Origin of the sequence: Ruminiclostridium papyrosolvens DSM 2782 (genome assembly GCF_029318685.1) — a bacterium.
Taxonomy (GTDB): Bacteria; Bacillota; Clostridia; order Acetivibrionales; family DSM-1351; genus Ruminiclostridium; species Ruminiclostridium papyrosolvens.
On sequence record NZ_CP119677.1, the window covers coordinates 3,637,457 to 3,662,031 of the forward strand.

24 protein-coding genes and 1 riboswitch are annotated in these 24,575 nt (G+C 41.4%); of the genes, 6 read left to right on the forward strand and 18 right to left on the reverse strand.

The window, feature by feature from the left end:
* Positions 1–25 precede the first annotated feature (25 nt).
* The 7 genes from P0092_RS16250 to P0092_RS16280 form a co-directional block, all read right to left on the reverse strand.
* Positions 26–1,918: a TnsD family Tn7-like transposition protein gene (locus P0092_RS16250; RefSeq protein WP_004616395.1), complete on the reverse strand. Its 1,893-nt coding sequence runs from the start codon at positions 1,916–1,918 to the stop codon at positions 26–28.
* 3 nt (positions 1,919–1,921) lie between these two features.
* The gene (locus tag P0092_RS16255; RefSeq protein WP_040758158.1) at positions 1,922–3,586 is read right to left on the reverse strand and encodes an ATP-binding protein; all 1,665 of its coding nucleotides are present in this window, start codon (positions 3,584–3,586) and stop codon (positions 1,922–1,924) included.
* Entirely contained in the window at positions 3,579–5,738 is a 2,160-nt protein-coding gene (locus tag P0092_RS16260; protein WP_004616391.1) for a Mu transposase C-terminal domain-containing protein, read from the reverse strand. The genes P0092_RS16255 and P0092_RS16260 overlap by 8 nt, the downstream gene beginning before the upstream one ends.
* Positions 5,729–6,577 carry a heteromeric transposase endonuclease subunit TnsA gene (locus P0092_RS16265; protein WP_004616389.1) on the reverse strand — a complete coding sequence of 283 codons (849 nt, stop codon included), beginning with the start codon at positions 6,575–6,577 and terminating at the stop codon, positions 5,729–5,731. Before P0092_RS16265 ends, P0092_RS16260 begins: the two co-directional genes overlap by 10 nt.
* Before the next feature lie 61 nt (positions 6,578–6,638).
* On the reverse strand, positions 6,639–7,130 hold the full coding sequence (locus P0092_RS16270) for a hypothetical protein (protein WP_004616387.1): 492 nt from the start codon (positions 7,128–7,130) through the stop codon (positions 6,639–6,641).
* 128 nt (positions 7,131–7,258) lie between these two features.
* Positions 7,259–7,645: a hypothetical protein gene (locus P0092_RS16275; protein WP_004616385.1), complete on the reverse strand. Its 387-nt coding sequence runs from the start codon at positions 7,643–7,645 to the stop codon at positions 7,259–7,261.
* Positions 7,646–7,648: 3 nt separating this feature from the next.
* Positions 7,649–7,921, reverse strand: coding sequence for a helix-turn-helix domain-containing protein (locus tag P0092_RS16280; RefSeq protein ID WP_051131975.1), 273 nt, complete (start codon positions 7,919–7,921; stop codon positions 7,649–7,651).
* A gap of 139 nt (positions 7,922–8,060) precedes the next feature.
* Here P0092_RS16280 and P0092_RS16285 point away from each other — a divergent pair, with 139 nt between their 5' ends.
* Positions 8,061–8,612 (forward strand): helix-turn-helix domain-containing protein, encoded by a 552-nt coding sequence (locus tag P0092_RS16285; protein WP_004616381.1) that lies wholly within the window; start codon positions 8,061–8,063, stop codon positions 8,610–8,612.
* Between the two features lie 168 nt (positions 8,613–8,780).
* A complete protein-coding gene (locus tag P0092_RS16290; RefSeq protein ID WP_004616379.1) occupies positions 8,781–9,656 on the forward strand; it encodes a tyrosine-type recombinase/integrase in 876 nt (291 codons plus the stop codon).
* Between the two features lie 552 nt (positions 9,657–10,208).
* Here the strand turns inward: P0092_RS16290 and P0092_RS16295 are convergent.
* From P0092_RS16295 to P0092_RS16305, 3 genes are all read right to left on the reverse strand, one after another.
* The gene (locus P0092_RS16295; RefSeq protein WP_004616377.1) at positions 10,209–10,544 is read right to left on the reverse strand and encodes a helix-turn-helix domain-containing protein; all 336 of its coding nucleotides are present in this window, start codon (positions 10,542–10,544) and stop codon (positions 10,209–10,211) included.
* A 131-nt stretch (positions 10,545–10,675) separates the two neighbouring features.
* A complete protein-coding gene (locus tag P0092_RS16300; RefSeq protein ID WP_004616375.1) occupies positions 10,676–12,415 on the reverse strand; it encodes a tetratricopeptide repeat protein in 1,740 nt (579 codons plus the stop codon).
* A gap of 13 nt (positions 12,416–12,428) precedes the next feature.
* On the reverse strand, positions 12,429–13,544 hold the full coding sequence (locus P0092_RS16305) for a stalk domain-containing protein (protein WP_004616373.1): 1,116 nt from the start codon (positions 13,542–13,544) through the stop codon (positions 12,429–12,431).
* 187 nt (positions 13,545–13,731) lie between these two features.
* On the opposite strand from P0092_RS16305, the gene P0092_RS16310 reads away from it, so the two are divergent.
* The gene (locus tag P0092_RS16310) at positions 13,732–15,195 is read left to right on the forward strand and encodes a DDE-type integrase/transposase/recombinase (RefSeq protein ID WP_004616371.1); all 1,464 of its coding nucleotides are present in this window, start codon (positions 13,732–13,734) and stop codon (positions 15,193–15,195) included.
* 432 nt (positions 15,196–15,627) lie between these two features.
* Positions 15,628–15,711: riboswitch (cyclic di-GMP riboswitch) on the reverse strand.
* Between the two features lie 517 nt (positions 15,712–16,228).
* Here P0092_RS16310 and P0092_RS16315 read toward each other — a convergent pair.
* Complete coding sequence (locus tag P0092_RS16315) at positions 16,229–16,543, reverse strand: hypothetical protein (RefSeq protein ID WP_131451599.1); 315 nt, start codon at positions 16,541–16,543, stop codon at positions 16,229–16,231.
* A 134-nt stretch (positions 16,544–16,677) separates the two neighbouring features.
* Here P0092_RS16315 and P0092_RS16320 point away from each other — a divergent pair, with 134 nt between their 5' ends.
* Positions 16,678–17,088, forward strand: a complete 411-nt coding sequence (locus tag P0092_RS16320) for a hypothetical protein (protein WP_004616366.1) — start codon at positions 16,678–16,680, stop codon at positions 17,086–17,088.
* A 37-nt stretch (positions 17,089–17,125) separates the two neighbouring features.
* Positions 17,126–17,332, forward strand: coding sequence for a hypothetical protein (locus tag P0092_RS16325; RefSeq protein WP_004616364.1), 207 nt, complete (start codon positions 17,126–17,128; stop codon positions 17,330–17,332).
* 737 nt (positions 17,333–18,069) lie between these two features.
* On the opposite strand, the gene P0092_RS16330 is transcribed toward P0092_RS16325, so the two are convergent.
* Together P0092_RS16330 and P0092_RS16335 are read right to left on the reverse strand one after the other, a co-directional pair.
* A complete protein-coding gene (locus P0092_RS16330; RefSeq protein WP_276186975.1) occupies positions 18,070–18,954 on the reverse strand; it encodes a hypothetical protein in 885 nt (294 codons plus the stop codon).
* A 67-nt stretch (positions 18,955–19,021) separates the two neighbouring features.
* Positions 19,022–21,124 (reverse strand): hypothetical protein, encoded by a 2,103-nt coding sequence (locus P0092_RS16335; RefSeq protein WP_276186976.1) that lies wholly within the window; start codon positions 21,122–21,124, stop codon positions 19,022–19,024.
* Here P0092_RS16335 and P0092_RS16340 point away from each other — a divergent pair.
* Complete coding sequence (locus tag P0092_RS16340) at positions 21,123–21,293, forward strand: hypothetical protein (protein WP_004616359.1); 171 nt, start codon at positions 21,123–21,125, stop codon at positions 21,291–21,293. The two genes, P0092_RS16335 and P0092_RS16340, sit on opposite strands and share 2 nt — an antisense overlap.
* A 21-nt stretch (positions 21,294–21,314) precedes the next feature.
* On the opposite strand, the gene P0092_RS16345 is transcribed toward P0092_RS16340, so the two are convergent.
* The 5 genes from P0092_RS16345 to P0092_RS16365 all read right to left on the reverse strand — a co-directional run bounded on the left by P0092_RS16345 (position 21,315) and on the right by P0092_RS16365 (position 24,569).
* A complete protein-coding gene (locus tag P0092_RS16345) occupies positions 21,315–21,704 on the reverse strand; it encodes a DUF4262 domain-containing protein (protein WP_004616357.1) in 390 nt (129 codons plus the stop codon).
* Positions 21,705–21,738: 34 nt separating this feature from the next.
* A complete protein-coding gene (locus P0092_RS16350; RefSeq protein ID WP_004616355.1) occupies positions 21,739–22,350 on the reverse strand; it encodes a homing endonuclease associated repeat-containing protein in 612 nt (203 codons plus the stop codon).
* A 101-nt stretch (positions 22,351–22,451) separates the two neighbouring features.
* Positions 22,452–22,763: a hypothetical protein gene (locus P0092_RS16355; RefSeq protein WP_004616353.1), complete on the reverse strand. Its 312-nt coding sequence runs from the start codon at positions 22,761–22,763 to the stop codon at positions 22,452–22,454.
* A 679-nt stretch (positions 22,764–23,442) separates the two neighbouring features.
* On the reverse strand, positions 23,443–23,829 hold the full coding sequence (locus P0092_RS16360) for a hypothetical protein (protein WP_004616351.1): 387 nt from the start codon (positions 23,827–23,829) through the stop codon (positions 23,443–23,445).
* Between the two features lie 20 nt (positions 23,830–23,849).
* Positions 23,850–24,569, reverse strand: a complete 720-nt coding sequence (locus P0092_RS16365; protein WP_004616349.1) for a M48 family metallopeptidase — start codon at positions 24,567–24,569, stop codon at positions 23,850–23,852.
* Positions 24,570–24,575: the final 6 nt, after the last annotated feature.

A 24,575-nucleotide genomic window follows, 5' to 3' on the forward strand; every position in this document is an offset into this window, starting at 1 on the left:
CTATTCCACGCCCGTTATATCTTACCTACCTTTCATTGTCCAACTCAAGCAAATTCATATTTTTTAGTTCATATAAGTATTCTGTCCGAATTCCAGCTTTCTTTAGAATTCTCCATTCTGCTATGTCTTCTCCTTCTTTTTTCATTTTCCTTACCGCCCAACAAATCCTCCGCAGGCGGAATTCCGAATCTGCCTCGGCAACAGACTTGATATAAGCATTGGTTCTCGGGAGTTTCTCCATATGTTGTTGCAGGATCGCCCGAAGCCCCAACGATTTACCAATACTCGATGTGCATATCCGTATTGGTTTCTCCTCGGAATTCCTCATTTCTTCTACAAGTTCCTGCACCTGCTGGCATATATCCAAATCCCGCTTCTCCCAGTCCACCCGTGTATTGACATAAACCTTCTTCCGAGCTGGAGAATGTTCATCCATCCATTTCCGATCGTTGTGGTACAGCCAAGCATATGTTCCTCGATTCATAAGACGCAGTTCCTTTTTCCCTTTATGTGGATTCTCATGTTGGAGCTGTAACCACATTTCCCGATGCTGCTCACGGATTTTATTTTCTTCCATTTCCGTATTAAGCTTCTCTGCTTTGGCATCAATTCGATTTTCCTCCTCCTTTCTATTCTCCCAGAAGGTTTCAATACCCAGTCGTTTCGCATGTTTTTTCACAGTCGCAGGGTCTACACCCATCAGTCTGGCAGTTTCCCGTAAGCTGTGCTTTTCAGCTACAACCGCTTTAAGCTTCGATTCCCACACATGCCCAAATGTTCTGATCCTTCCAAACGTATATCGATCCGTATCGGCCTTATCTGGTCCACTACGGGTATAAACAAATCCGCAGCCACAGGCGAAAATGCCCAGCGGCCTCTTATTATCTGCATTGTATTGTACTTTCACCGTTCCAATTATGGGTTCAAGATAGTGATCTGCCGCCAGGTTTAGGCATGGCCATGGTCCCGAGCCAAACGGCGAATACTCAAACTTTCTAAAAAACAAGTCTTTCATTGATATGCCAAGAAAGCCTATGAACAGCAGATGTCTGATTGGATGGGCAGCTTTTTCCTTACTGTACAGCATATCGGTCAGCCAGTTGCTATCACCAAATATTTTGATCGGCGATTGAAGCAGTTGAAGAAATTCAGCTCCATAAAACTCCAGAAAATCTGATAATAGCTTCTTCTTCCTCAATGTTCCGTTCGCTGACGCATATCCTTTTGTTTTCAAAATCTCACGATATTGAAACTTGAACCATTCCAGTTCTCGGTTCGGTAACGACAGGTCTATCAAGCATTGTGACAAGTCCGTCAACGTCCTTAAATGCTGTTGGATTTCTGGCTTAAGGTCTTTGACCTCACTCTTGGGACAGTTTTCTGGAGATGCCGATATATATTCATGCTTGTTAATTCCTATACATGGGACTATACTGTCAAGAAGCTGGATTTTGTGGATAGGGCATAATAAAAATGGAACTTGGTGTATCCGATGCCAATACATCTCCCCATGTTGCTGTAGAGCTTCCGATGCACAAGCGGGGCAGAACTTCAAATATCGATTTGCAGAGATCCCGTTTGCCATGATGCCCGCTCTGGTGTAAATATCACCACCTCGGGAGCCAAGCATCGAATTATAAATCTGCTTTGCCCGTTCGGGAGGCAGAAATGCTGTGTAGAAAGGAAACAGCGTATGCTCCCGAATCAACTCTTCTGCATTATAAAGTGACTTGGGCGGCATATTACCGACCAGGTTACGAATATTACATGGCAGATCCACAATAGCTGAAGCTGTCTGGGAATTGAACAACTCCCCCATCGTCATCTTGTAGCTCTTATTCCCCGCCCTGACGTGATACCGAGCAAAAACACTATACAAAAGTTCATCGGGATACGGCGTTGGAAAAAATGAAAGCATGTATCAGATCACCTCCTTCCAGAAAGACTCTGTTTCGACTGTCCTAATCACACCATTTGCCTTCAAGGCTTCGTAGGCCGTCTGCTTACTTTTTCTACCGTCAGCCACGATCAGTCGAATATCCCCTACATCAACTTCTTCCTTGGCTTTGGGCTGCCGTGATACTTGATTATTTCCAGTCAACCGCTGTATCGACTGCACCACCACTTCTTGAACAGAACCTTGCCCAGGATTATCTCGGAGTACAGCATTAACAGCACGTTGTGCCTTTGCAGATGGAATATCCAGTTTAGCCACCTCCAAAATCGCCTGCTCCCGAACGGTATTCAACTCCTGATTTTGCTTCTCCGCTTTTTTTCGCTGCACAGCTTTGACCTTGGCATCCAGATCAATCCGTTGTTTACCCCTCTTTGCGAATTCATCAAAATCCACTTCGGAAATGATATCCTCAAAACTGGCCATCTTCCGAGGACTGCCTGATTTCATAGCATCCAGGACTGGTCTGCTCATTTTGAGGTTTTCAGCTGCAACTTGCTTTACCATCATCGGAGTGATATCTTCCCGCCCAGTCAAAATCGCCTGCATCTGTGCCATGGCATATAACTTTACCGCCAGATCAATGATTCCCTGGCTCTCGTCATAAAGCGTTTGACTTAACTCGCTGGTCAACGGAATCTCTTTCTTTGTCCATTGATACGGCCAGATTCCTGCCAGAAGGAGATCCCAGTCTTGATTCCGTTGCATCCGTTCCCAGAATAATGACCCCTGGGTACCGTCCGCTCTTCTGGCAAGTCGGAGTTGTCCTTGCAGGATGCTCAAAACCCTGGGTGTCCCCACCGTTATAAGCGGGATGCCAATGTTATTGTTGAGGCTGACAAAGAAATTAAGCATCTTTTCATCACCCCCACTTTTGGCAAGGCTTAAATTCTGAATTTCATCGATGATGAGCAGCCCGCATCCCAGGTGTTGGCATACCTGTCCCATCGTAGCTACCATACTGTCGGTACTCCGTCTGCTGGTGCCAAATTTTTTAAAATATTCCGTTCCGAGCAGGGAATCGACTTTGATAAAAAAATCTACACAAAGCCCCTTGATACTTCCATCCATCGGGCAATCAAGTTTCAGGTAAGTCAACTGGTAGGCTGAAAATTTTGTTCCGTGAAAGTTATTATGTAGTATCACCTGTGGTATATGCTTCAGGGAATGATGCAGTGCTGTTGACTTCCCGATGCCAGACACCCCAATCAGGCTAAAGCCAAGTGTTGTGGTCCGATAGCAACCCGAATATCCAGTCTCCCAGTTATCCGACTGAATCACTTGATAACCCTCTCGTATTGCCTTTGCAAACTGGGGCCGCAGCGGATTCCGAGCAGCATAACCCTCCCGCATTGCCATAGATATCCGAGACTCCAGTTCCAGATGGAATGGCAACGGCTGAAAAACCTGGAATAATCGACGGACAAAATGAACACGGTAATGACTTTCCTGTTTCCGTTCTTCTGGATTGTATGGAGGATATGCAGAAAGCCGCCTGGCAATCTCTTGCGGCGGCATGATTGGAGGCAAGGCCTCCGTGTATGGATTGTGTGCATATTCGTGAATGACCTGCGGTGAATACTCGGCCATCATCGCAGCTGTGCCATTGGGAATCATAATCATCTCACTCATAAACTCTTTTCATCGCCTCCTGCTGTAGCTGAACAAGTAAATCATACTGACTGGCTTCTACATTTGATTCCGCCTCATTCTGCATCTGAATTACAGTTCCAAGGGTTTCTTCAGATTGCTTTCCGAGTTCAAAACCTTCACGCTCCCGACCTTCTGCCTTTTCAAGGCTTTTGTTATCTCGAATGCCTTTCAGTCTGGCTGTTTTACTCTCATTCGTTTCAGACTCCGCCTGGTGAAGACTATCAGCCTTCTTAACAATATCCTGAATCTGGGATATCAATTCTACCTTTCCTTGGGTCTCCTGACGCTCAATCTTGTCCTTCTTCTGTTTTTCCTCCTCAAAATAATATTGGATTTCTTCAAGAGCTCGGTGTTTGAATGCCGTCTGATATTCCAGCATGGTGCATTTATCATACGCAGTTCCATCTTGATTCTTGATGTAGATGTAATCCATATTCCGAGGATCATATGCCACTTGGATTTTCCATGTCTTCTGCCTTGCCTTTTCAAACATCCTATCTTTCAGGCAAATTGATGATGAATAGAAAACCCCCTGGAAGCGTATCCCTCTGGCCGTCACTGTCGCTTCGTCCGTCGGCATCAGATGTAGCTTAACAACATCCTCATTGGCTGATCGTAGCTTGCCTGCCCGATTTACAACACCCCAATTCCAAATCTCTCTTGGGATCATTGGAATGCCATCCTGAATCATGCCAACATCTTTATGATACTGGGATAAGTGATGCTGGTTGTTATGGTAGAGTACGCAGCGTATCATAATCTGGGTAAATTGATGAATATCAAGCTTCGCATCCAGCCTATAATCTCGGCTGCCTCGTTCCCGAAAATTTGTTCCGTTTTGGACTGCTCCAGGCAAGAATGGCTTGGCCGCCAGGTTAGTCAGGCGGAAATTTTGTTCGACAATGCTCTTCCAATCGGCACGATACGGCGGAGTGTTCATAATTTTTATGCCAAGACCATCCACCAAATTCTCGGCATTCTTACCTTCCATCTCCCCACGGTCGGCCAGAATAGCTTCGGGTAAGTATGCCGTATCCCAATCTTCATTATTAATAGTGATTCCATACTCTGCACAATAGGCAACTTTATCTGCGGTGCTGTTAGCCAAGGCATTCATTGCTCCCAGCCAACTGCCCGACTCGAATCCGCAGTAGATACCGACAATCATACGGGAAAAAACATCTATTGCTACGTAAACGCAGGGCCTACCCACAATCCAATTACGGTTCATGGAGCTAACAAGATAAACATCCGCCACTGTACTGTCAAATTGGTAGATGCTGCCTGGACCGATTGCCTCACTCGTTGAATTTCCAATTATGGGACGAAATTGTTGAGCATATCGTTTGGCACTAATTCTGTATGTAATCTCATTTCGGATATCCTTCTCTTTGTTGTGCCAGTACAAAAATTGCTTATATGATGGTAGCTCTTCCTTCGGCTTGAGAATCGGCACTTTCACATCGTCGATGTATTTATAGCTTTCGGCAAAAAAGTCCTTAAGCATCAGATTATATGCCATCTTCAAAGAATGCTGGGCTGTTGTATAATAATATTTTTTAATAGCCACCCGAAAGATCTGTTTAATATCGTCCGTAACATTGATTCCTGTTCCGTTCTTCTGTTCACGAGGTCTACCACGCTTGAGCGATGATACATTTTTATCCACCCCCTTTTTTCCGCATAGATACAGATCTGGGAGTAAGGCATTAGGATTTTGCCCTCGGACCCAGTATCGCTTAAGATAGTGGTATATGGATTTTTCACTCACGCCATTCCTATTCGCTGCCTCCTTGACCAGACGGCTGCGTTCCTTGGGCATATAGATTTCAGGTTCTTGCATCACGATCCCCTGGATAGTATCCCAGGCCTTTTGCCTTCCTGCTCTCTCTTTCTCGGTCAACTGGCTATCATGTACTATCCTTATATAAGGGTCATTTGAGAGTTCTTCTGCTCTCCCTTCTTCCAGAGCAGTCACTAAATCCGACCAACGCCTGACATAAGGCATTTCCTGGGTATCCGTATTTATAGCAAAGGCTCTATTTTCGTACTTTGAGAACCAAAGAATCCTTTCTGTCATTGGATTTTCCGTTGCTTTCCAGATGAGCAGCATATTCACAGTTATAAACATTTCATCACCTTCCTTTGGGAACTGTCTGCTATACCAAGAATAATGTGATTGGCTGGCAGATTAAGATTGATAGCCTCTGTAATGTTTATCTTTAATCTTTTGTTTGCCAGCAAATACTTAAAAACCGCCAAAGCTGTGCCAGCTTCCAGCAGATTCTCTTTTTCAAAATCTTGGAGCACTTTTCTCAATTGCATTGGATTTTGATATATCTCTTCCTGAAGCAGTGCCCCTATCTGTTCGGCAGCATCCGTATCCAAGCCTCTGTCCTCGAGGTTCTTGGAGGAATGGAGCCATTCAATGTTCTTGGCTGCAGATACAGGAATGTCCTTGTTGGTAATCACACCCCAGTCTATTCCTTTAGCATCCCAGTATCTTCTCTGAATTTCCAAGCTTTCAAGAGTAAGCCGTTTTTCCAGTTCCGATTGTGCCTTAACAGTCCGAGCAATGATTTGCTCTTTTCCATTTATGGTACGAAGGGTTATAAGAAATGTCGTCTGCAGTACATAGGGTGTGCCTGTCTTTTTATCACAGAAGCACTGGAAGTCCAGCCCTGCCTTGTTCTGTATAACCTCATCAGCATTTAGTAGCGGAAAGCATTCCCGAATGTCCATCACTTGATCTGCCCATTCCAGCAGGTAAAAGTATCGGGCCTGTAGATCCGTAAAAAGATGATGCACTCTTCCTGTTTTCCAACCAAGAATCCGACTGACCCTTCCCATGCTCGGATAGTCGTTTATCGTCAGCCATGGTTTATACTCTGCACCAGTTCCCTGCCCTCTTCCTTCATTTATAAATCTTTGATATTTGTCCTCCGTCCATTCGGAGTTATATCTGCCCACATTTTTCACCCCCGAAGGCACTGAAGGGGTTAAGCATATAGCTCAACCCCACTCGTTGCCATTATCCTCGGTATTTGTCACGGAGTTGCTCATGGATAAAGAACCATTCAAGTTCTTGATGTTCCATAAAACCCTGAATCGCAAGTTCTTCAAAGGATTGATTTTTCTTCAGTAGATATTTTTCTCTTACTTCTTGAATGATGCTCTCATCGTTACCCTTTCTGATTTCAGCATACTGTTCTGCTGTGATTAGTCCTCCTATCAGCATGTCGTATTGGTCAAGCACAAAATCCCAGTCCAGAACGTTTGTATCAGCTGATATACTGTACACGACGATTTCATGTGCAGCTGCACACTCCCTTTCACTGCCAATGCTCACACTTTTTGAAAGCAACTCTCCAGTTCGCAGATCTAAAAGAGCTACACCCGTCTTCTCCCCGTATCTCCAGCCTGCAAAAGCAGTCCGAAATATTGGATCGATACTCATAGCGAGCAGTTTATCGAACAATTCGTCATAATCAACGAATCCTTGTTTGTTATACTTTTTCACCATCCATACATTCCCCCTTTGAGACGGCTCCTATGGAATGGACCGTCCATGATATATTGTTTGTTGTTTTATCTTGCTGAATCTTTTATTTGGGATAAATCCCATTGCCTTGATGATTTCTTCGGTAGTTGTCAGTGGTATGAGTTATAATATTGATAAATGTAATCGAGCTCGTTCTCTATCTTTTGTTTATCAAGTTCAACCCAGTCAAACATCTCTTCAAGGACATAATCATCAAATTCGTCTGCTTTATCTTCAGTGACAACATCAGTTGTACTGTCAATCTTATACAGAACAACATATACATAATCGTCCGATGCATAAAACCCACCCGTATCAAGGCTACCTGTCTCAAGTTCCCCTGTCTTTAAATTAAGTTCCGCATACCCAGTCTTCGCCCCATATATCCATCCATCATATGCGGTCAAAACGATCTCCTCAATCGTCAGTTCTTCGATAATTCTATCTATTTCATCCCGAGGCAATAGATCTTCTATCCGTTTAGATGCATTTCCCATCGCTTATCCCTCCATCCGTTCATCCTGATTTGATGTGTTCTCATTTCTCGAACATGTATAAATTATAAAATCTATTATGTCCATTCCAAGCACTGCGGCAATTCTACCTACGGTCTGTGGTCTTGGTCGGACTTGATTTTGCTCAATCCTGGCTATTGTCTTAACATCCAACTTTGCCTGTTCAGCAAGTTGTCTCATGCTGATTCCACGTCTTGCCCGCTCTACCGATATCCGTTCACCGTCATAGAGATAATCAAGACTTTTGTAGATATTCATGGTCATCACACCCCTTCGCTTACTTTTTAGATGACTTTATTGTAACATCTATTTTTACCACAATGCAAGTTTTACTTGTTACTATTTTTGCTTACTTTTTAGCAGTTATATGATATACTCTTATCAGAGGAGTGAGACTATGATTGGTGAACGTTTAGCTATGTTGAGAAATGAGAAAAAATTGACAATGCGTGCAATAGGAAAACTTGTTGGTGTTTCGGATGCGGCCTGGGTTAAATATGAAAAAAATCGTGCAGAGCCATCCATTGCAACCCTATGCAAAGCGGCAGAGCTATTTAATGTGTCTCTTGATTATTTAATGGGGCGGACAAACATACGAGATCCCAAGCTTGTCGATACAGCTAATATCCAAAATGTTTTTCTAAAAGAATTTGAAGAATCCACCATCGGCGATACCAGTAAGTTTTTCTACCTTTTTGAAACTCTATCTGGTGCTATAGGCTTAATCAAAAATGAAAAGGTTACAGAAGCAGAATTCCAGCTCCTGTTAAAAATGTTGAGTGACCTGATTATCTATTTCAACGATATTCATTCAATGAAAGAGGAAACGTCTGTGCTCAACAAGCGTGTGTTTGATTACCATGCTACCACTGCCGCAGATATGCTCCACGATCTACATAGACTTTTGGAGTTAACATTTATAACTGATGACTCTGAAAAACAGCCTTGAATACTTATGTGACCAGATATCTGAATCTTATTTTTATTTTGAAGCACGGAAAACCGCATGCTTTCGTTTCGGGAAATCGTCAACTGGCGACATAATGTAAATTTATGAAGCCAGATTATAAGGCCAGTATGCTTAATCATTCCTATTACGTAGAAAGGGGAAATCGAATTGAATTGGATAACCGAATATGAAAACCACCTGAAGACGGCACAGAAAAGTCCAAACACCATCAGCAGTTTTGTCTCGGACGTGCATGAATTTGTAGAATGGTTCGCAATTACATACGGCAAGAAATTTGATTGTCAAGTCCTGGAGCAGGATGCTCGGGAGTTCCGTGGCTTCTTGTTAAATATTTTGAGAAGGAAGCCAGCCACTATTAACAGGAAAATGGCAGCGTTAAAAAGCTTCAACCAGTTCTTGGTTGAAAAAGGGTTGAGCAAGGATATACCTATCGCTGGGCTTCTTCTCGCCGACCCTTCTGACCGAGAAATAAAGACCCTGGAACGCACAGAGCAAAACAAACTCAAACGTGCCATCTATGCAAAGGGAAACAAGCGAGATATCGCCATCTATGAATTGCTTTATAATATCGGCGTAAGAGTAAGCGAACTTGTTTCGCTTTCCCTCGAGGATGTCCACTTGACGGAACGGAATGGCAATATCAATTATAGCTACGTCATCATCCGCCAAGGAAAAGGCAGTAAATATAGAGAATGCCCGCTCAACGCCCAGGCTCGTTCGGCATTGGATGAATACCTGAAAATACGAGTTTCATCCTCTGACAATATTTTCATCGGGCAGCGTGGTCCGCTTGGCAGAGAAGCTGTCGACAAAATTCTCAAAAAGTATTGTGCCGATGCAGGAATTGATAGAATCAGCAGCCATGTTATCCGACATACTTTTTGCACCAGGCTTATCCAGGAAGGCGTTCCACTGCCGACAGTATCAAGGCTGGCTGGGCATAGCTCGGTAGAAACCACCACACGCTTCTATGTGCATACCCCTCGGGCTGACAAGATAGCGGCAGTGGAAAAGTTATTATAAGACGCACTTTCAGCTTGTTTCTGTTTTCTTGATTCTTGCTGCATTTGCAGAAACATTCTATCTGACTGTTGAGGAATAAACATACGGACTACGCTGGTATGCTTAAGCTTTAACTTTAGCCATATCTTAAGCCTTATCTCAAGCATATCCTTAAGCCCAGCATAAATGATGTGACCGTAGCTTGCCCATTCATCCCATAAAAGGACGATGCTTCAGCATATCTGGAGTAATCCCATTACTGTTCCAAACTCCCGCATTTCTTATATATATAAAGAGAATTCGGGAGTTCCACAAATATCCATTATGCTGTGATAAAGTTATGGCTTAAGGATAAATCCGTTGCTTGAGTATATGGCTATTGATATGGCTTTAGCATATGATTAAGCTTATGCTCTCATTAATATTCCTGTTAACCATTCAACCGTAGGAGTCCGCATCCTTCGCTATATTCATCCAGTACTTAAATTAACAGACAACCTTACCGTCACCAATGCAGCAGCTCCAATAAAACAAAAAATCCCGATGCCTTAATCGCCAAGCATCGAGATTTTTTCATTTAACATAGGTTAAAATAAGTTTCAGCATTTCTTCTGCCAATTTCATTTCCCGCTCATTACATTTTTCAAGCAACGCTTGAACCACGCTTTTATCAAGCTTTTGCTCCTCTTGTTCTCCATAAATAATCACATTTGGATCTACATGCAAACACTCCAGAATGCGAACAAACGTATTTAAACTCATCGTTCTCTGTCCACGTTCAATTTGGCCGATATACAGAGCACTCAAGTCCACAGCTTCGGCAAACTGTTCACGGGTCAATCCAATTTTTTCTCTTGCTGTCCTAATTCGTATTCCTATTCCTGGTAAATCCAGCACCTTTTCATTCACTTTATATCCACTCTTTCTTCATAAAAAGTGATGCAAATAGCATCATCCTTACTTTATATGGATATCAGTGAATGATAAATCTGCCATTAGCGTCTTTATTTTATATGCTTACAGCATATTCAATAGCTAAATTATATTTCTCCTTTGTTTTTCATATCAGAATATAATTTTTCAGCATCTTTATTTCCGAAATTTGCAGCCCGCTCAAGAAGATTACTCGACTTTATAACATCCTTCTCAACTCCTACGCCATAATAATATGCCTGTCCGAGATTATATAAAGCATTTGCGTCACTTGCATCCGTAGCTTTACTTATCCACTTAATAAATTCAGCAGTATTACTTTCTGTTCCTTCTCCTTTGTAATTCAATACACCAAATCTATTCATTGCATCGGCATTCCCACACTCTGCCGCATACTTCATTAACTTGAAACCCAAAGTAGGATTATAGAATTTGCTGCCAGCATCCGTATATTTATACGCAAGGTTTTTCGATGCAATATAATGTCCTTTATCTGCTGCTTGTTTATAATAAACTACAGCTTTTTGTATATCAGCCGTAGTACCCAAGCCTTTATCATAAATAACTGCCATCTTGTTTATTGCTTCAACAGATCCTTTCTGTATCTGCATATTACATTGTTCAGTATATTTCTTGTAGTATTCCGCTGATTTTTTTGAATCATAGAGTAAATTTTCTTTTGTGCCATAAAAAATACCCAACTGATACATTGAATCTGCGTTCCCCTGCTCTGCTGACCTCGTATAAAAATCAACAACTTGCTTTTCATACTTCTCCGCCAGGGTTGAATCTTTCACCACACCTTCACCCTTCAAATAGATAGCCGCCAACTTTTTACATGCTAAAACATTATAATTATCAGCTGCCTTTTTATAGAAATCAATCGCTTTATTAATGTCTTTTTCAATACCCTTTCCATCAAAAAGTACATTTGCCATACTATATTGTGCTTCACTGTCTCCCTTGTCTGCAGCAGCAGTATACAATTCTACTGCTTTTTGGAGATCAACATTACCGCCTCTACCTTGGTAATTGTAAAATGCCAGCCCTTTGTACCCAGCAGGAATTCCCATTTTCATTAATTCATCAAAATATCCTTTAGCTTTCGCATTGTCAATATCAACACCATTGCCCCCCAAATAAATATTTGATAAATTTATTTCTGCTTCTACATCACCGTCCGAAACTTGTTTTTCATATATTTTAATTGCTTCCGAATAATATTCTCGATATTTCTTTAAGTCAATTTGAACTCCTCTGCCCTCAAGATACATATCCCCTAACTGACAATATGCCGCAGCACTTCCCTTTTTCGCAGCCTGCTCAAATAATTCTTTTGCTTTATTGTAATCCAAGTCAACCGAATATCCATTTAAATACATCCAACCAAGATTCATTATCGCATCAGGATAATTTCTATCTGCAGCCTTTGAGAACAGTTGGAATGCTTTTTTATAATCAACTGGATATCCTTCGTAACCATCGTAAATATCTCCGAGTCTATTTTGTGCTTCTGCATCGCCTTTATTTGCTGCTTCAGTATAAAATTTAAGTGTTTTCTCAATGTCAACATCGACACCTGCACCAAGTTCGTAAAGCATACCTAATCTTGTCTGTGCCTTACTATTGCCCAAGCTGGCAGCTTTCTCATAATAAAGTACTGACTCTGGAAACTTATGTGCTTTAGAATATCCATCTGCAATGAACATAAAAGCTTTACCAGTAAAGAAAAGGAATCCCAAAGCAATAATTATTAATACCAGAGCAGTCCCAATGATAAACTTTCCCATGCTGCGTTTTTTCTTGTTTTCTACAATTGAAGTTTCAGCTATCCCATTATTAATCATGTGTGTCTCCTTATTATTTGTTATTTATAACTATTTCTTGGGATTCTGCGTTCCACTGTACCGAATACCCCATGTTTTCACTAACAAACCGCAGAGGAACCATGGTTCTTCCATTGATGGTCTGTGCTGCTTCCAGCATTTCCACAGCTTTCCCGTTAACATAGGCTGTTTTAGAGCCAATCTTAAGTTTAATGGTGGTATTGTCTTTTGTGATAAGCACTTCCTGGGTAGTACCGTTCCACTCCACTGTAGAGCCAAAGGCCTCGGTAATAGCTCTGACAGGAACCAGAGTTGTACCCTTTGGAGCTACTGGAGCTGTATCCAGTATCACATTTGAAGATATTCCCGCTTGGTTAATTACCATTTGCTTGCTTTGAAGTTGCAAAGTAACTGTAACTTTCGATTTTTCATTAATGTATTTTTTAAGATCATCTAAAGAAGCAAACTTGTCTTCGGTATTTTTAAACTCAATCTTTTCACCATCTGTTAGCTTATAATATTCTTGATAATTTTTAAGCAAGAAGCTTTTGAATACATAAACAGGCATTCTATCAATGTTATATTTGGCTTTGGCATCCTCAAAGCTCAATTTATCCTCAAAGATTCCTGCAGATAATCCGTTATAGTTCTTATCTTCACCAATTACATTAAGGTATTCTTGCTTTCCGTTATCCTTCATAGCCTGTATGTAATGGTCCTTATAAATACAATCTTGCCATGGCATCCAATTGAGATAAATAACTTCCTTTTTAGGATAGAAAAAAGCAGCCGAACCAAATTCAAATTTGCCCATGTCAGCCTTCTCTCTCTCATAGTATTCATCTACTGTATACTTCTTTTGCAGAAATGGTGTCGTTAAATAATCAGTCCATGTACTTGAGAGCCGCAAATTGCCATTAGTTTCTCCAGTATTGTAAATACTTTCATCCTCACGGGTAATTGTTATATAGTTCGGATACCATTTCCCAGCAATATTGACTTTTGTAAAATCCTCATTGAAGAACCAATCGGTATACTTTAGAGTCATCTGTTCATCTGCTGCACTGGCAACCGTAATATTAGCAGCCGAAAACATCATCGTAAAGACCATAAATATGGCCAGAATCTTTCTCGTAATTTTCTTTTTCATAAATACACACTCCGTTATTATTTGGTAGTGTAAAGATTTACACCCCGTTTTTTTTATTAAACCTTGTATTTTCAAGGGATACACCATCTTTTTTTCAAAAAAAACAATGACCCCCTGATTTTTTGTCAATAATTGAATTACCACCAACAATTATGGTACAAAAACTCATGAAAGGAAGTCATTGTTTATGGTTACAATTATATACCAATTGCTGTTAATTATTCAATACCAGTACAAACAAATTTGCTGGCTAATTCTTTTTATTGCAAGATACATTCCGCTAAGGCAATGGGCACACGATGAACTTCATAGCCCAAAGTATCAGAAGTTTCTAACTGACAAGCTCCCCATCATTATACCCTTTGCCAAGCAGGACTGGCAGCTCTGGAATGAGTACTATCGTCTTCGCTATGGAAAGGCCACAAAGCCTGTGAAACCCCAAAAGGGTAAACCCCATAGTGTTCCAAGTGATACCATTTGCCCTCTCTGCGGAGCTCCGCATGAATACATCTACGACAACAACGGCGGTCGTGGTCAGTTAAAATGCAAGGTTTGCGGTCAGACATTCGTCAATGGCAAAAGGGTCGTTTCCCCATTAAAACTCCAGTGTCCCTACTGTGGTCATGCTCTCCAACCGGTCAAGAATCGTAAGCATTTCCGTGTCCACAAATGCATCAATAGCAACTGCTCATATTACAAGCGAAACACCAAGAAGATACCCAAGGATACTCCGCCATCTGACTACTGGAAGTACAAGCTCCACTACCTCTATCGGGAGTTCTCTGTCAACTTCTTCGACATGGACTTGAGCCAGCTCCCTAAGTGGGCAACTTCCTTCAAGTATAAGAAGAACAGCGCCTATATCATGGGGTTGTGCCTAACATATCGAGTAAACTTAAAGCTATCCCTTCGCCAGACCGTACAGGCCTTAAAGGATATACACAACATTGAGATATCCCATACCATGGTTAACTCCTATGCTAAAACTGCTGCCGTTATCATAAAGCCTTTTGTGGACTCATATGACTACAAACCTTCAAACGAACTGGCTGCTGACGAAACCTATATCAAAATCCGAGGCACAAAAGCCTACATATGGCTTATCATGGATAAAGTATCACGCTCCATACTTGGCTACTGGGTGTCGATGTCCCGTGATGCCGGTCCCTGCATCCTTGCCATGCGCATGGCCTTTGAGAAGTTCAAAGAGTTTCCAGGCAAGGCTTTGAAATTTATAGCCGATGGCTACAGCGCCTATCCTTTAGCCGCACAGCAGTTCAAGATCGAAAAGGACTGGGACGTGTCCGTCACCCAGGTCATAGGGCTTACCAATGACGATGAGGTTTCCAAGGAACACCGCCCATTCAAGCAGATCATTGAACGCCTGAATCGCACCTTTAAGGAATCCTACCGTGTCACTTGTGGCTACAAGGCTGACGATGGCGCTGTATACAGCACCACTCTTTGGGTTGCCTACTACAATTTCCTACGCCCCCATGAGAAATCCTGTGGTAAGAAGCCGCTCAATCAGGTGGAGCTTCTGGAAGGCGCAGATAACATGCCTGGCAAGTGGCAACTTCTTATTTACCTTGGACAACAGGTAATTCTTAAACAACAAACATCCGTAGTCTCCGCTGTTCAGGTGGAATAATATAACATGATTTTGTCCATAACTTTACTGTAGCATAATTAGGGCAACGCTGAGGAGCGACCCAAAGCTTGCTGCAGCTTATACGGTGAAGCGGTGGACTATGAGTCTGCCGTTTTCCTTTTTACCGGTAAGCCTTAAGCAAATAAACCTCGGGAGTTTGAGGGCAGAGCCCTCAAGGTTTTGTGCTGCAATTATATAAACTATAATCTGACTGTATGCATCCCTATAAACTAAGATATTTACTGAACGTATCTGCAATTTTCAAGGTTCACCGGAGCATATTTTTTTAACTCTGATTTTTCATAGGATACTTTACACTACCTATTATTTTATAAATAGCACTTCTTTGAAATAATGTTTTAAGAGGTTTCAGCCTTCCCTCCTTTACACGAATAAAAAGCCGCAGCAACTATGCCACAGCTTTCGCAATCAATCTGCAACCCGACTGTCATAGCATCATGCTTTAGACTCGTAGCTTTGTGTCTCTGCCTTTCGACAGATTTACTAAAAATCCATATTCAATTTGATGGCAATCTTGTCGCCATTCACATCATGGTATTATATTACAATATTTAAAAGCCAATAGCAATATAATTTCGTATGCCATCAGCTTACTTTGTGCCCAGTCAGTAGCCAAGACAAAGATACATATCCAACTGATTAGAATAACAAATATTCAAATATCCATTGGACAACTCCTATATGCTTAAGCATATCCGAGCCATATCTGAAGCATATCCCAAGCCCAGCATATTGAATAAAACCGCTGTTCACTTCAATCAACCCTAATGGGAAGATAAAGCATATCTGTACAATCCCTTTACGGTCACAAACTCCCGAGTTCTCTTTATATATATAAGAAATGCGGGAGTTCAACAAATATTTTTTATGCTGACATTAAGATATGGCTTAAGCATACAACTTCACAATTTTCTTGAGCGTATAGATTTAGATATGGCTTAAGCTTATACTTTGTTCTGCTTATCCATCCAGACTGGCGGAGTCCGCTAATATCACTCCATACCGACAGAAGTTATTTGATAATCTGCTTCTCTTTTAGAAATGTATATAGCAAATCTCTTGCTAAAGAGCTGGTACTCCGACCATACTTTTTTTCAAGCCTCTCAATGAACGTAATATCAGAGTCTCGTAATTTTACGCAAATCATTTTTCTTCTGGCATGTTGATAAGTATAGTCTGGCATTATTTCATCAGGTGAAAAATTATGCATTACATACATGATGAATTTTCCTCGTACTTTGGGCATATTCTTCCCGACCGAATAATATGCTTTCATCCCATCATATACGCACTCCGAAAGAGCAAACCAAACCTTCTGCTTATCCATTTTTTCACCTCGATTCTGATAATCATTGTTTATATAATAATCTACATTCAAATAAACAGTCAAACTTTTTGTTGCTGAAGGATAATTTTTATTGTATGCTAATAGCATAACAACTTACCTTTGGAGGTGAAACTATGATCCAGCTTGTACCCAGCGAAACTCCTGAAACTGCAGCATATTATAACAGGTGCCTGGAAGCCGTCCGAATCGTACTGATGGATGAACAGGATGAAGCAGTGAATTATCGAGCCATTACCCGAATGGGCAAATATGTCTTACTGCCTATAGACAACTACTACAATGTTATCGGCGGACTTGACTCGGATACAGAAAAGTTGGCAGATACAGCAAAAATACTGCGTGCAAAATTACAATACCTGTTAGGATTTCTGATTGAATCGCCAGAACCAGAGCTGCGTTTCAGCCTCTATCCAACCGCCCCTACACTGGAAGCCTACTATCTCAAGTACCGTTACTTAATAATGAAGATTGGCCCATTTGACTGGGCAACATATAACCGCTTTGAGTCTCAAATATCAAAATAATATCTATGGGTAAGACACCCAGCAAGGAGGTTTTCCAATGAAAACAGAAGTAATCGACACCAAAATAGTATGGACAGGTAATAATCGCATATATCATCTATATCGCACCCGTTGCGGGTTCTTGGATAGTTTAACGCTCCGCTATCCAATCAAATCTGGAATTCGCACGATTACACGAAAGGTGCCCTTCTTTATGGGGCTCCCACTGCAAAAAGTAGTAGAACTTGCAGCGGACAGGATTTAACAGCCTATAGATTATGAAGTGTTGACAGATGAAATAGCAATCCTTAATTATGCCCAGTTATCACGAATTATCCGTAATACGAGATAAATAAATACGTTTTTAGCACCGTGACCGCAGGTAAGCTCTCTTTTCTGCGGTCTTTCTCATTTCTCAACAAAAGCTATCTATAAGACTGTTGCGTTTTTAAAAACCTAATCGAAGAAATGCCCACCAAGTCCCATACCAATTTGGGTCATTTGTAGCCTTTTTAAGTAGATTGAACGAAAAGATTAATTTATATTAGTTTGTCGTAATTTGAATTAATTTATTTTAATTCATCTTAATCTGAATGTTGCAATATTTTCCATACAAACATTCCTCACTACTATTAACACAGCAGAATTGACAATCTATCACATTTCATTCCTAAATTACTTACGTTTTTAAAAACGCATTTCAGCAAACTCCTATAAATGGGCATAAAAAAACCATGCTCCATCTCGGGAACATGGCAAATATGTAGTACAAGCCTTGATAGGCTTGCACGTCAGATCTTACAGAAGAAGAAGGATCTATATAAAGCTGGCATTCCAGCATTATATTAAAAAATTCAAGGGGTATGGGAAGACACCCCTTGTTGACAAAGGATTTTTATTATGATGATCAATAGCTCCAGTTCATCTTGTAAGATTATCTTGGATGAATAAAGCATATCTAATGACTCTCTCCAATGTCAAATATTTTTCTGCACGGAGGGATTACTTCCGAATGCTGAATTCATTAGCCAGCAGTTTGACTGCGGTAAGCCCCAACAATCGCTTCACATGCCGCTCTTCAGGAAGTCCTTTCACTATCACTTCCCTATCACCATTCCAAGTTCGGTGAGCATCCAACTCATACCGTACACATTGAGAAGTTTCGCACAGAAGTATCAAAATTTGCTCGGAAGGAACAATCGATGCAATAATATCTTTCAGAAACGGCATCTGATGTTGTTCAATCAAAATTATGCTTTCAGACTGCATGAATTGGCAGACTGTAAGTAAATCCGCCTTTACTGTAACCACGATGCAGAATTTGGCTTCTTTTTTGATTTCACAGTACTCCAGCGGAATAGTTGTAATTATGCTGGATTCATTTTCCTTCGTTTCTCCAGTTATCTGCTGTAGTATATCAGTAAGAGATAAAACTGCCTCCTTGTATCCTACACCATCATTCTTTTGAACAAATGTGATAATATCCATAACATAGTGCATCTTACAGACTGGATCATAACATCCCGCAAATATGTTTTGTCGCACCTGATCCCAAGAGAAGTAAAACCGTCTGGCTCCACATAAAGGACAGTTGGTGTAGGCATACACCCGCCCCTTCTCCTCGTCAGTTTCCTGGTCCGCAACTTCTATGCCGAGCTGCTCAAGCATATCGAAGAATACCTTTTCCGACAGTTTATCTTTCAAAAGCCGCTTAAATCGGTCCAAACGTGCAATCGGCAGATATAGCTGCAATGCAAAATTAATAACATCGGTCTCATCAATGCCTCCTACTGCATACTGTTCGACTCCATGAACTACAATAGGTACATCGATACAGCTTTCCCGATTACAGTCATGCATAATGGTGTAGTTCTTTCGATGATCCAACTTTTTGAGGTTCTGTATTGCTCCGCTCACAGCCTCCTCCAGCGACATTCCAATGGCTTGGTATGCTTCAACATACTTGTTTTTGATTTGTGTTATCTTTGTCATGTGACCAACCCCTTTCATTTTTTATAAGCTTGCGATGCCCGACGGACACGCCAAGTCGTTTGAGAACTGAAAGCACAAATTCATTCTTCAAGTCGGCTCCGAGCGTATCCTGGTCTTTGTACTTCAACGCTTGAAATATTTGCTCTTTGGAAATACATGTTCCAATTTCCGCTATTTGAAAAGTCCTCTCCAAATACGTCACCAGTTCACAGATCCGTTTTTCTCTGTTCTTTCCGTTGCCCATATATTTCATACAGAATGACAATGGATACCACTCCACTTTTGTACACTCACTGAAATATTCCTGTAGAATAATCATCACTCGCCGATACTGGATGAAGCTGTATACCTTGGCGGGCTCCATTGTATTCCGTCGCAGTTTTATACGCATAATACCCTGGATTAAGTCAGTAGCCATCTCACTTTCAAAAATTGCCTGAAGTCCTTGATGCTGATATACTCTCCCGTATTTCTTTGTGGGAGGTGCTTTGACAAAATCAACCCGAATGCCATGTGATAATGCCTTTGCCACATAATAGACATCCGATTTATGATTAAGCCCGTACAGCAGAATTTGATCCGCATTAGCATATAGATATTTGCCTTTAATATTGCCATAATGGTCAACATGAAGTTTTATATCTGCATTAAATCTTTTGTCTTCCAAAATGGCACGGAACCTTCCTTCTTGACCTTTATAAGTCAAAATAAGCATTTCACCGTGATTATCATTGATGATATCTTTGATCAAGGTCTCTGGATCAATTTGATTCTTTTTGCTTGCAAGTTTTGATCGGCTTAAGTTAGCATCTGGGCAGTTATAAAATGCAAGGTTTGAGAAACTTCGGATTCTCGGAACATCCAGTATCCGATATCGTTCATCCTGGTAATCCAGATCAATTCCCGCTGTGGCATCAAATATGACCGTTTTCATGTCAAAATCAGGATGTAAGATGTCGGCTGTAAATATCTTTCCTGGTCCATGCCATCTGGAACTAAATTCCTTGTATTGTACAACACCGCCCTTTCTGATAAAGCTGGCCAATAACCCCAGAACTGCGAAGTCATCACCATCGTATGTTTGAAAGTAGTATTTTTTCATCTCGTCTGACAGTTGAAACGATGGGTCGAAAGAATCTATAATCTTGTAATCATCCTTCAAATCGCCGACAGCAAAATTAGCCTCATAAATATATCGCTCGATTTGTTTTGCCTCTCCGTAAAGAGGTGATTCTGGACCTATCTTCATCAAAAATTGCCGAAGCGTATAAAGCTCCTTTTCAGACAGGTTTTGGTTCAAGGAAATCTGCGGCTTTTCGTCGATCAGCAATAACGAACGCTTTTGCCTGACTCCATTTCCATCCGTAAAGTATGCAAGTTCCCCAAAACCATCTCCATACAACGCTCGCATCAGCAGGTGCTCATGGCTAACAAGCAGTACCTGGTATTTGGAATGTTCTTTCCTTGCTCGCTTCTTCTCGCAAAAATATTTGCATTCACTACATGCATGACGATTATATTCTGGCAATCCCTGCAGGCATGAGTCTGCATAGAAGCTGAAAAATGAGATCGCTCTCCCCTCCAGCTCCTGTTCCACTCGCTTCATATCCGAAATCCGCTCGACGGCAATCACAATTCCAACTTCTGGGGAGGCATCTGCAATCACTTTAACTATTTCAATCATTGCGGTAGTTTTGCCAAAACCACATTCGCCAGGATGAACAACAATACAATGTTCATCTTTCCAGTTGTTCATCACCACTCTACATAAGTCTCCGATGAGCTGTTCATGCTTCTCTCCCACAAACACGTTTCTCGTTCGCAGACGTTTCACAATATTTTGCGTTGCTTTGTACACCAAATCCTGGTAAAGATTAGACTCAATAATTTGATCCAACATGTATTTTACAGGCAGATTTATTTGTTTATCTTTGTATTTGCCATTCACATCTGATACCTCCATTAAAAATTTTATGTGAATGTCCTCAAACGCCTTCAAACTCCCATATGCTGAAACGAACCAAATTGTTATAATCAATACATGCTGAAAAGGAGGTGCTGCCATGAGGACGGATGATTTTCAAAGTAAAAATCTTGCTGTTCTTGACGAAATCGTAGCAATAGCCAACCGCTCAAATGATCCCGTCGTTTTCGCAAGTGAAGTTGCAGAGTTCCTGCTGATAAACGGCTTGATTTCCGAGGCCGTTTACGACATCCTTATGGGTGTCAATTAAGTCACATCCCAGCTTGAGCCATCAATCGGCCAAGCTGGCTTGGCTTAAGGAGATTGTCAGCATATCTGATTCATCAGATGCTTCAGATATTTCCAAAACAAGTCCTGGAAGAATATCTTTAATTCGCTGTCCTGGATTGATCTCCACCCCTTGGTCCATCAGCTCAACCAGTTCATGCAGAATCGCCTCTGCCATAAATGGATCAATAGGCTCTCTGATTTGAAGATTAGGCTTTCCTCTGCTATGCAGGAGCCCAGAGGTAAAATAGTTAGCCACCGTAGGGTTCTCACGGTTCAACTTTGTACGGACGTAGTATCCATACCGTTCCCAGTTCTGCCGATCATTAAAAAAAACACATTTGTCCAATTTCACCATTCCTTCCCGATGTATAAGGGAGAAGTCCGAATCCATACGTTTCAGACCTCTCATTGATGCAACTTGAACCTTACATTTTGGGGCTGAATTGCATCGCCTTTGCTGCTGCATTCTCATGCAATCCTAATGCATTCCAAACATCTTGTATGTGTGTAGTCTCAAAGCACTTGAGTATGGTAGGAAGGCTTGGCAGGTTACGGTTGCTATTGACTTCTTTTGTTGTAAGCAAGTGTCCCGTTTTCTTCACTTCTTCGTTCAATAGACAAGCAACTTCCTCCTTGGTATATCTTCTTCTATCAACAATTGGCGGGTATCCTGCTGCTATCTTGAGCCCCCGCATCCCAACGAATTTCATGCAGTATGTCGATCCACTTGGCATACCACTGGCTGCATTGAGTTCACGGTAGGTTGCAGGTCTGCCAAGAGCTTCTGAATATTCTTTGTATTGGCGGAGCATGGTCTCTTTGTCTGAAGACCCACGAGCCCATTCCCGTCTAATTTTCAGTCCAGCAGCTGCAAGTGCTTTGTTATAACTTCCAAAAGCTTTCCGTATTGAGTAGACTGGGAGTCTTGCTTTAAGGCTTTCATTTACAGACGGTGTATGCTTCAACTCCTGGGCCAAATCCTGAAGTAAAGCTTTGTAATAATCCTTGTTATTGGTGTTTGAGTATTTATATGTCATATTCATCATCCTTCCTTTTATGGTCATTAATTGTATTTGTTGCGTATTGTCGCCAAAAGCAAAGTTGTGACTAATGAATTCTCCTCTGTAGGGAGAGGCTTTTAAGCCTCCTCCACCAGATCGGAAAAGTATTCATCAATGGCTTCGGTGCAGTCACGCTTTTGGCACCATTCAAATGCCTCTTGCTTTGTCATTGGAATTATAGCTTCACCGCTGCAATAAGTGTACCTGCTTACCTGCTCGGCATAGCAGGTATATGGCCCGCCCTTCCCTGCAAGGAAATACTTTCCTTTCTTCGTTAAATAAAGCTCCTCGGAAATATAAGAGAAATCCGAGCTGTATCCATAACTGTATTCCGCCAACTTTGTTGCGGTTGCTGTGTTGTATACCTTACCTTCGATCACTTTTTTCATATCGATCACTCTCCTTTTATATTTTTAGGCTAAACTTAAATACACTACCGAAAAAAGGTTGCACTTAAGAAAGCCTATGTATTTCAGGCTTTTTTTGAATTTTGGCAATAGGAAAGAAAGGCCTCCTATGTTGCCGAATTCATATGTTTTCAGTTGTTACTGCTTTTTAGGAAATTTTATCGTCGTCGATCGTCGGCATTTTGAATTACTGACTTTTTCTTCACTCTTTTTTCACGGTTTCTTCACTTGGTTACTTTGTTTATACTGCTGACATTTTCACATTAGATTCATCCCCTTTTCAAGTATTTTATAAACTTTATTTCCCTTTGCTTGGAGTTTAACACCTCTCCCTGCCGATTTCAAATTCTACTCGATCTTTCTTCTGTAGTTTGTTCAGCAGGTCTGTTTGTTGGTGATGATTGAATTATATTCCGTTTTATTTTTTAATTCCGATTTCACTCATCAGAAATTTTCAACTCCTTGCCTTTTTCCTTTTCATGGGTTTTTTCCTCTTTTGTGGATTTGCTCCGTCCATGATTTCATAATACATAATTTTATTATTAAAGGCAAATTTCACTCGCACTTATTTATAAAGTTTTTTCAAACGCAAAATAACCCAGCCACTACAAAGTCCTGAAAGCCTTAAAGCAACTGGGTTCCACCAAATATCAACTTTTTCTTACGGAGCAACAACCTCTATGCTCCCATCTGCTGAAACAAAAAGCCAATATAAATTCAATGCTTTCCGCGCCCATGCCTGCACTTGATCGGTCTGCTGACGATATGCTGGCATATCAGGTACTGCTACTCCATAACATACTTCTTCCGTGCTCATCCGCTGGAGCAACTGACCCAGACAGGTCCGAAAATCCAAGCCGATTGCTTTTGTTTCCCCTTTGGCCTCTATGGACCACTTTACCCCAGTTTCTGGATGAACGCAAACCAAATCCGTATACTTTTCATTCAATATACTATAACCATGATTCTTGAAGTATTCTTCTATAGCCTTCTGGATAAATCCCTCATTTGGGAAATCATAACCTCTCTTAAATCCACCATCAACCATTCCGCTATCACCACCTTCGGTTATAAATCCATTTTGATCCCGTTATTTTTTAGCCATTCTTTCCTGCTTCTGTAATCGGGTAACACCGCAGCAACAATATCCCAGAACTTCTGTGAATGGCCATACTCCAGCAAGTGGGCCATCTCGTGAACCACAATGTAATCCAAAACAGGCGATGGAGCCATAATGCTCTTCCAGTTGAATAGCAGTTCACCCTTGCTTGTACAACTGGCCCAACGCTTTTGCTGATCTTTGACCCGTATTTGCGTCGGCTTAACATGAAATTTGCTCTGATAAAGCTTCACTCTTTCCCTGATTTTCTCCAAGGCTTTTTGCTTATACCAGTCTTCCAGAGCCTTGTGTATTTCGGCTTCATCCCTGGTTGCCACCGCAACTTGGAACTTTCCATTTATGAGCCCTACTCGTGGCCGTTCAATCCCTGGCTCAACCATTACCTGCATGGAGTAATTCCGCCCCAGATACATGAGCGACTCCCCATTGACCATTTCTCTCCTAATAGGAATATACGCCATATCCCGCATAGCAAAAAGCCGCTGGACAATCCAGCTGGCTCTGCTCCTGACCTTATTCAGGATTGCTTCCTCGGTTGCACCTTCAGGAGCCACAACATGCACCAGGTCAGGAGGCTCTACACTGATTTCCATAGTCCTGCGTCTGGAGGAATATGTCACATCATATATAATTGTCTTTGTCCCATACTGAAAGGACATCTGCATCATCTATCT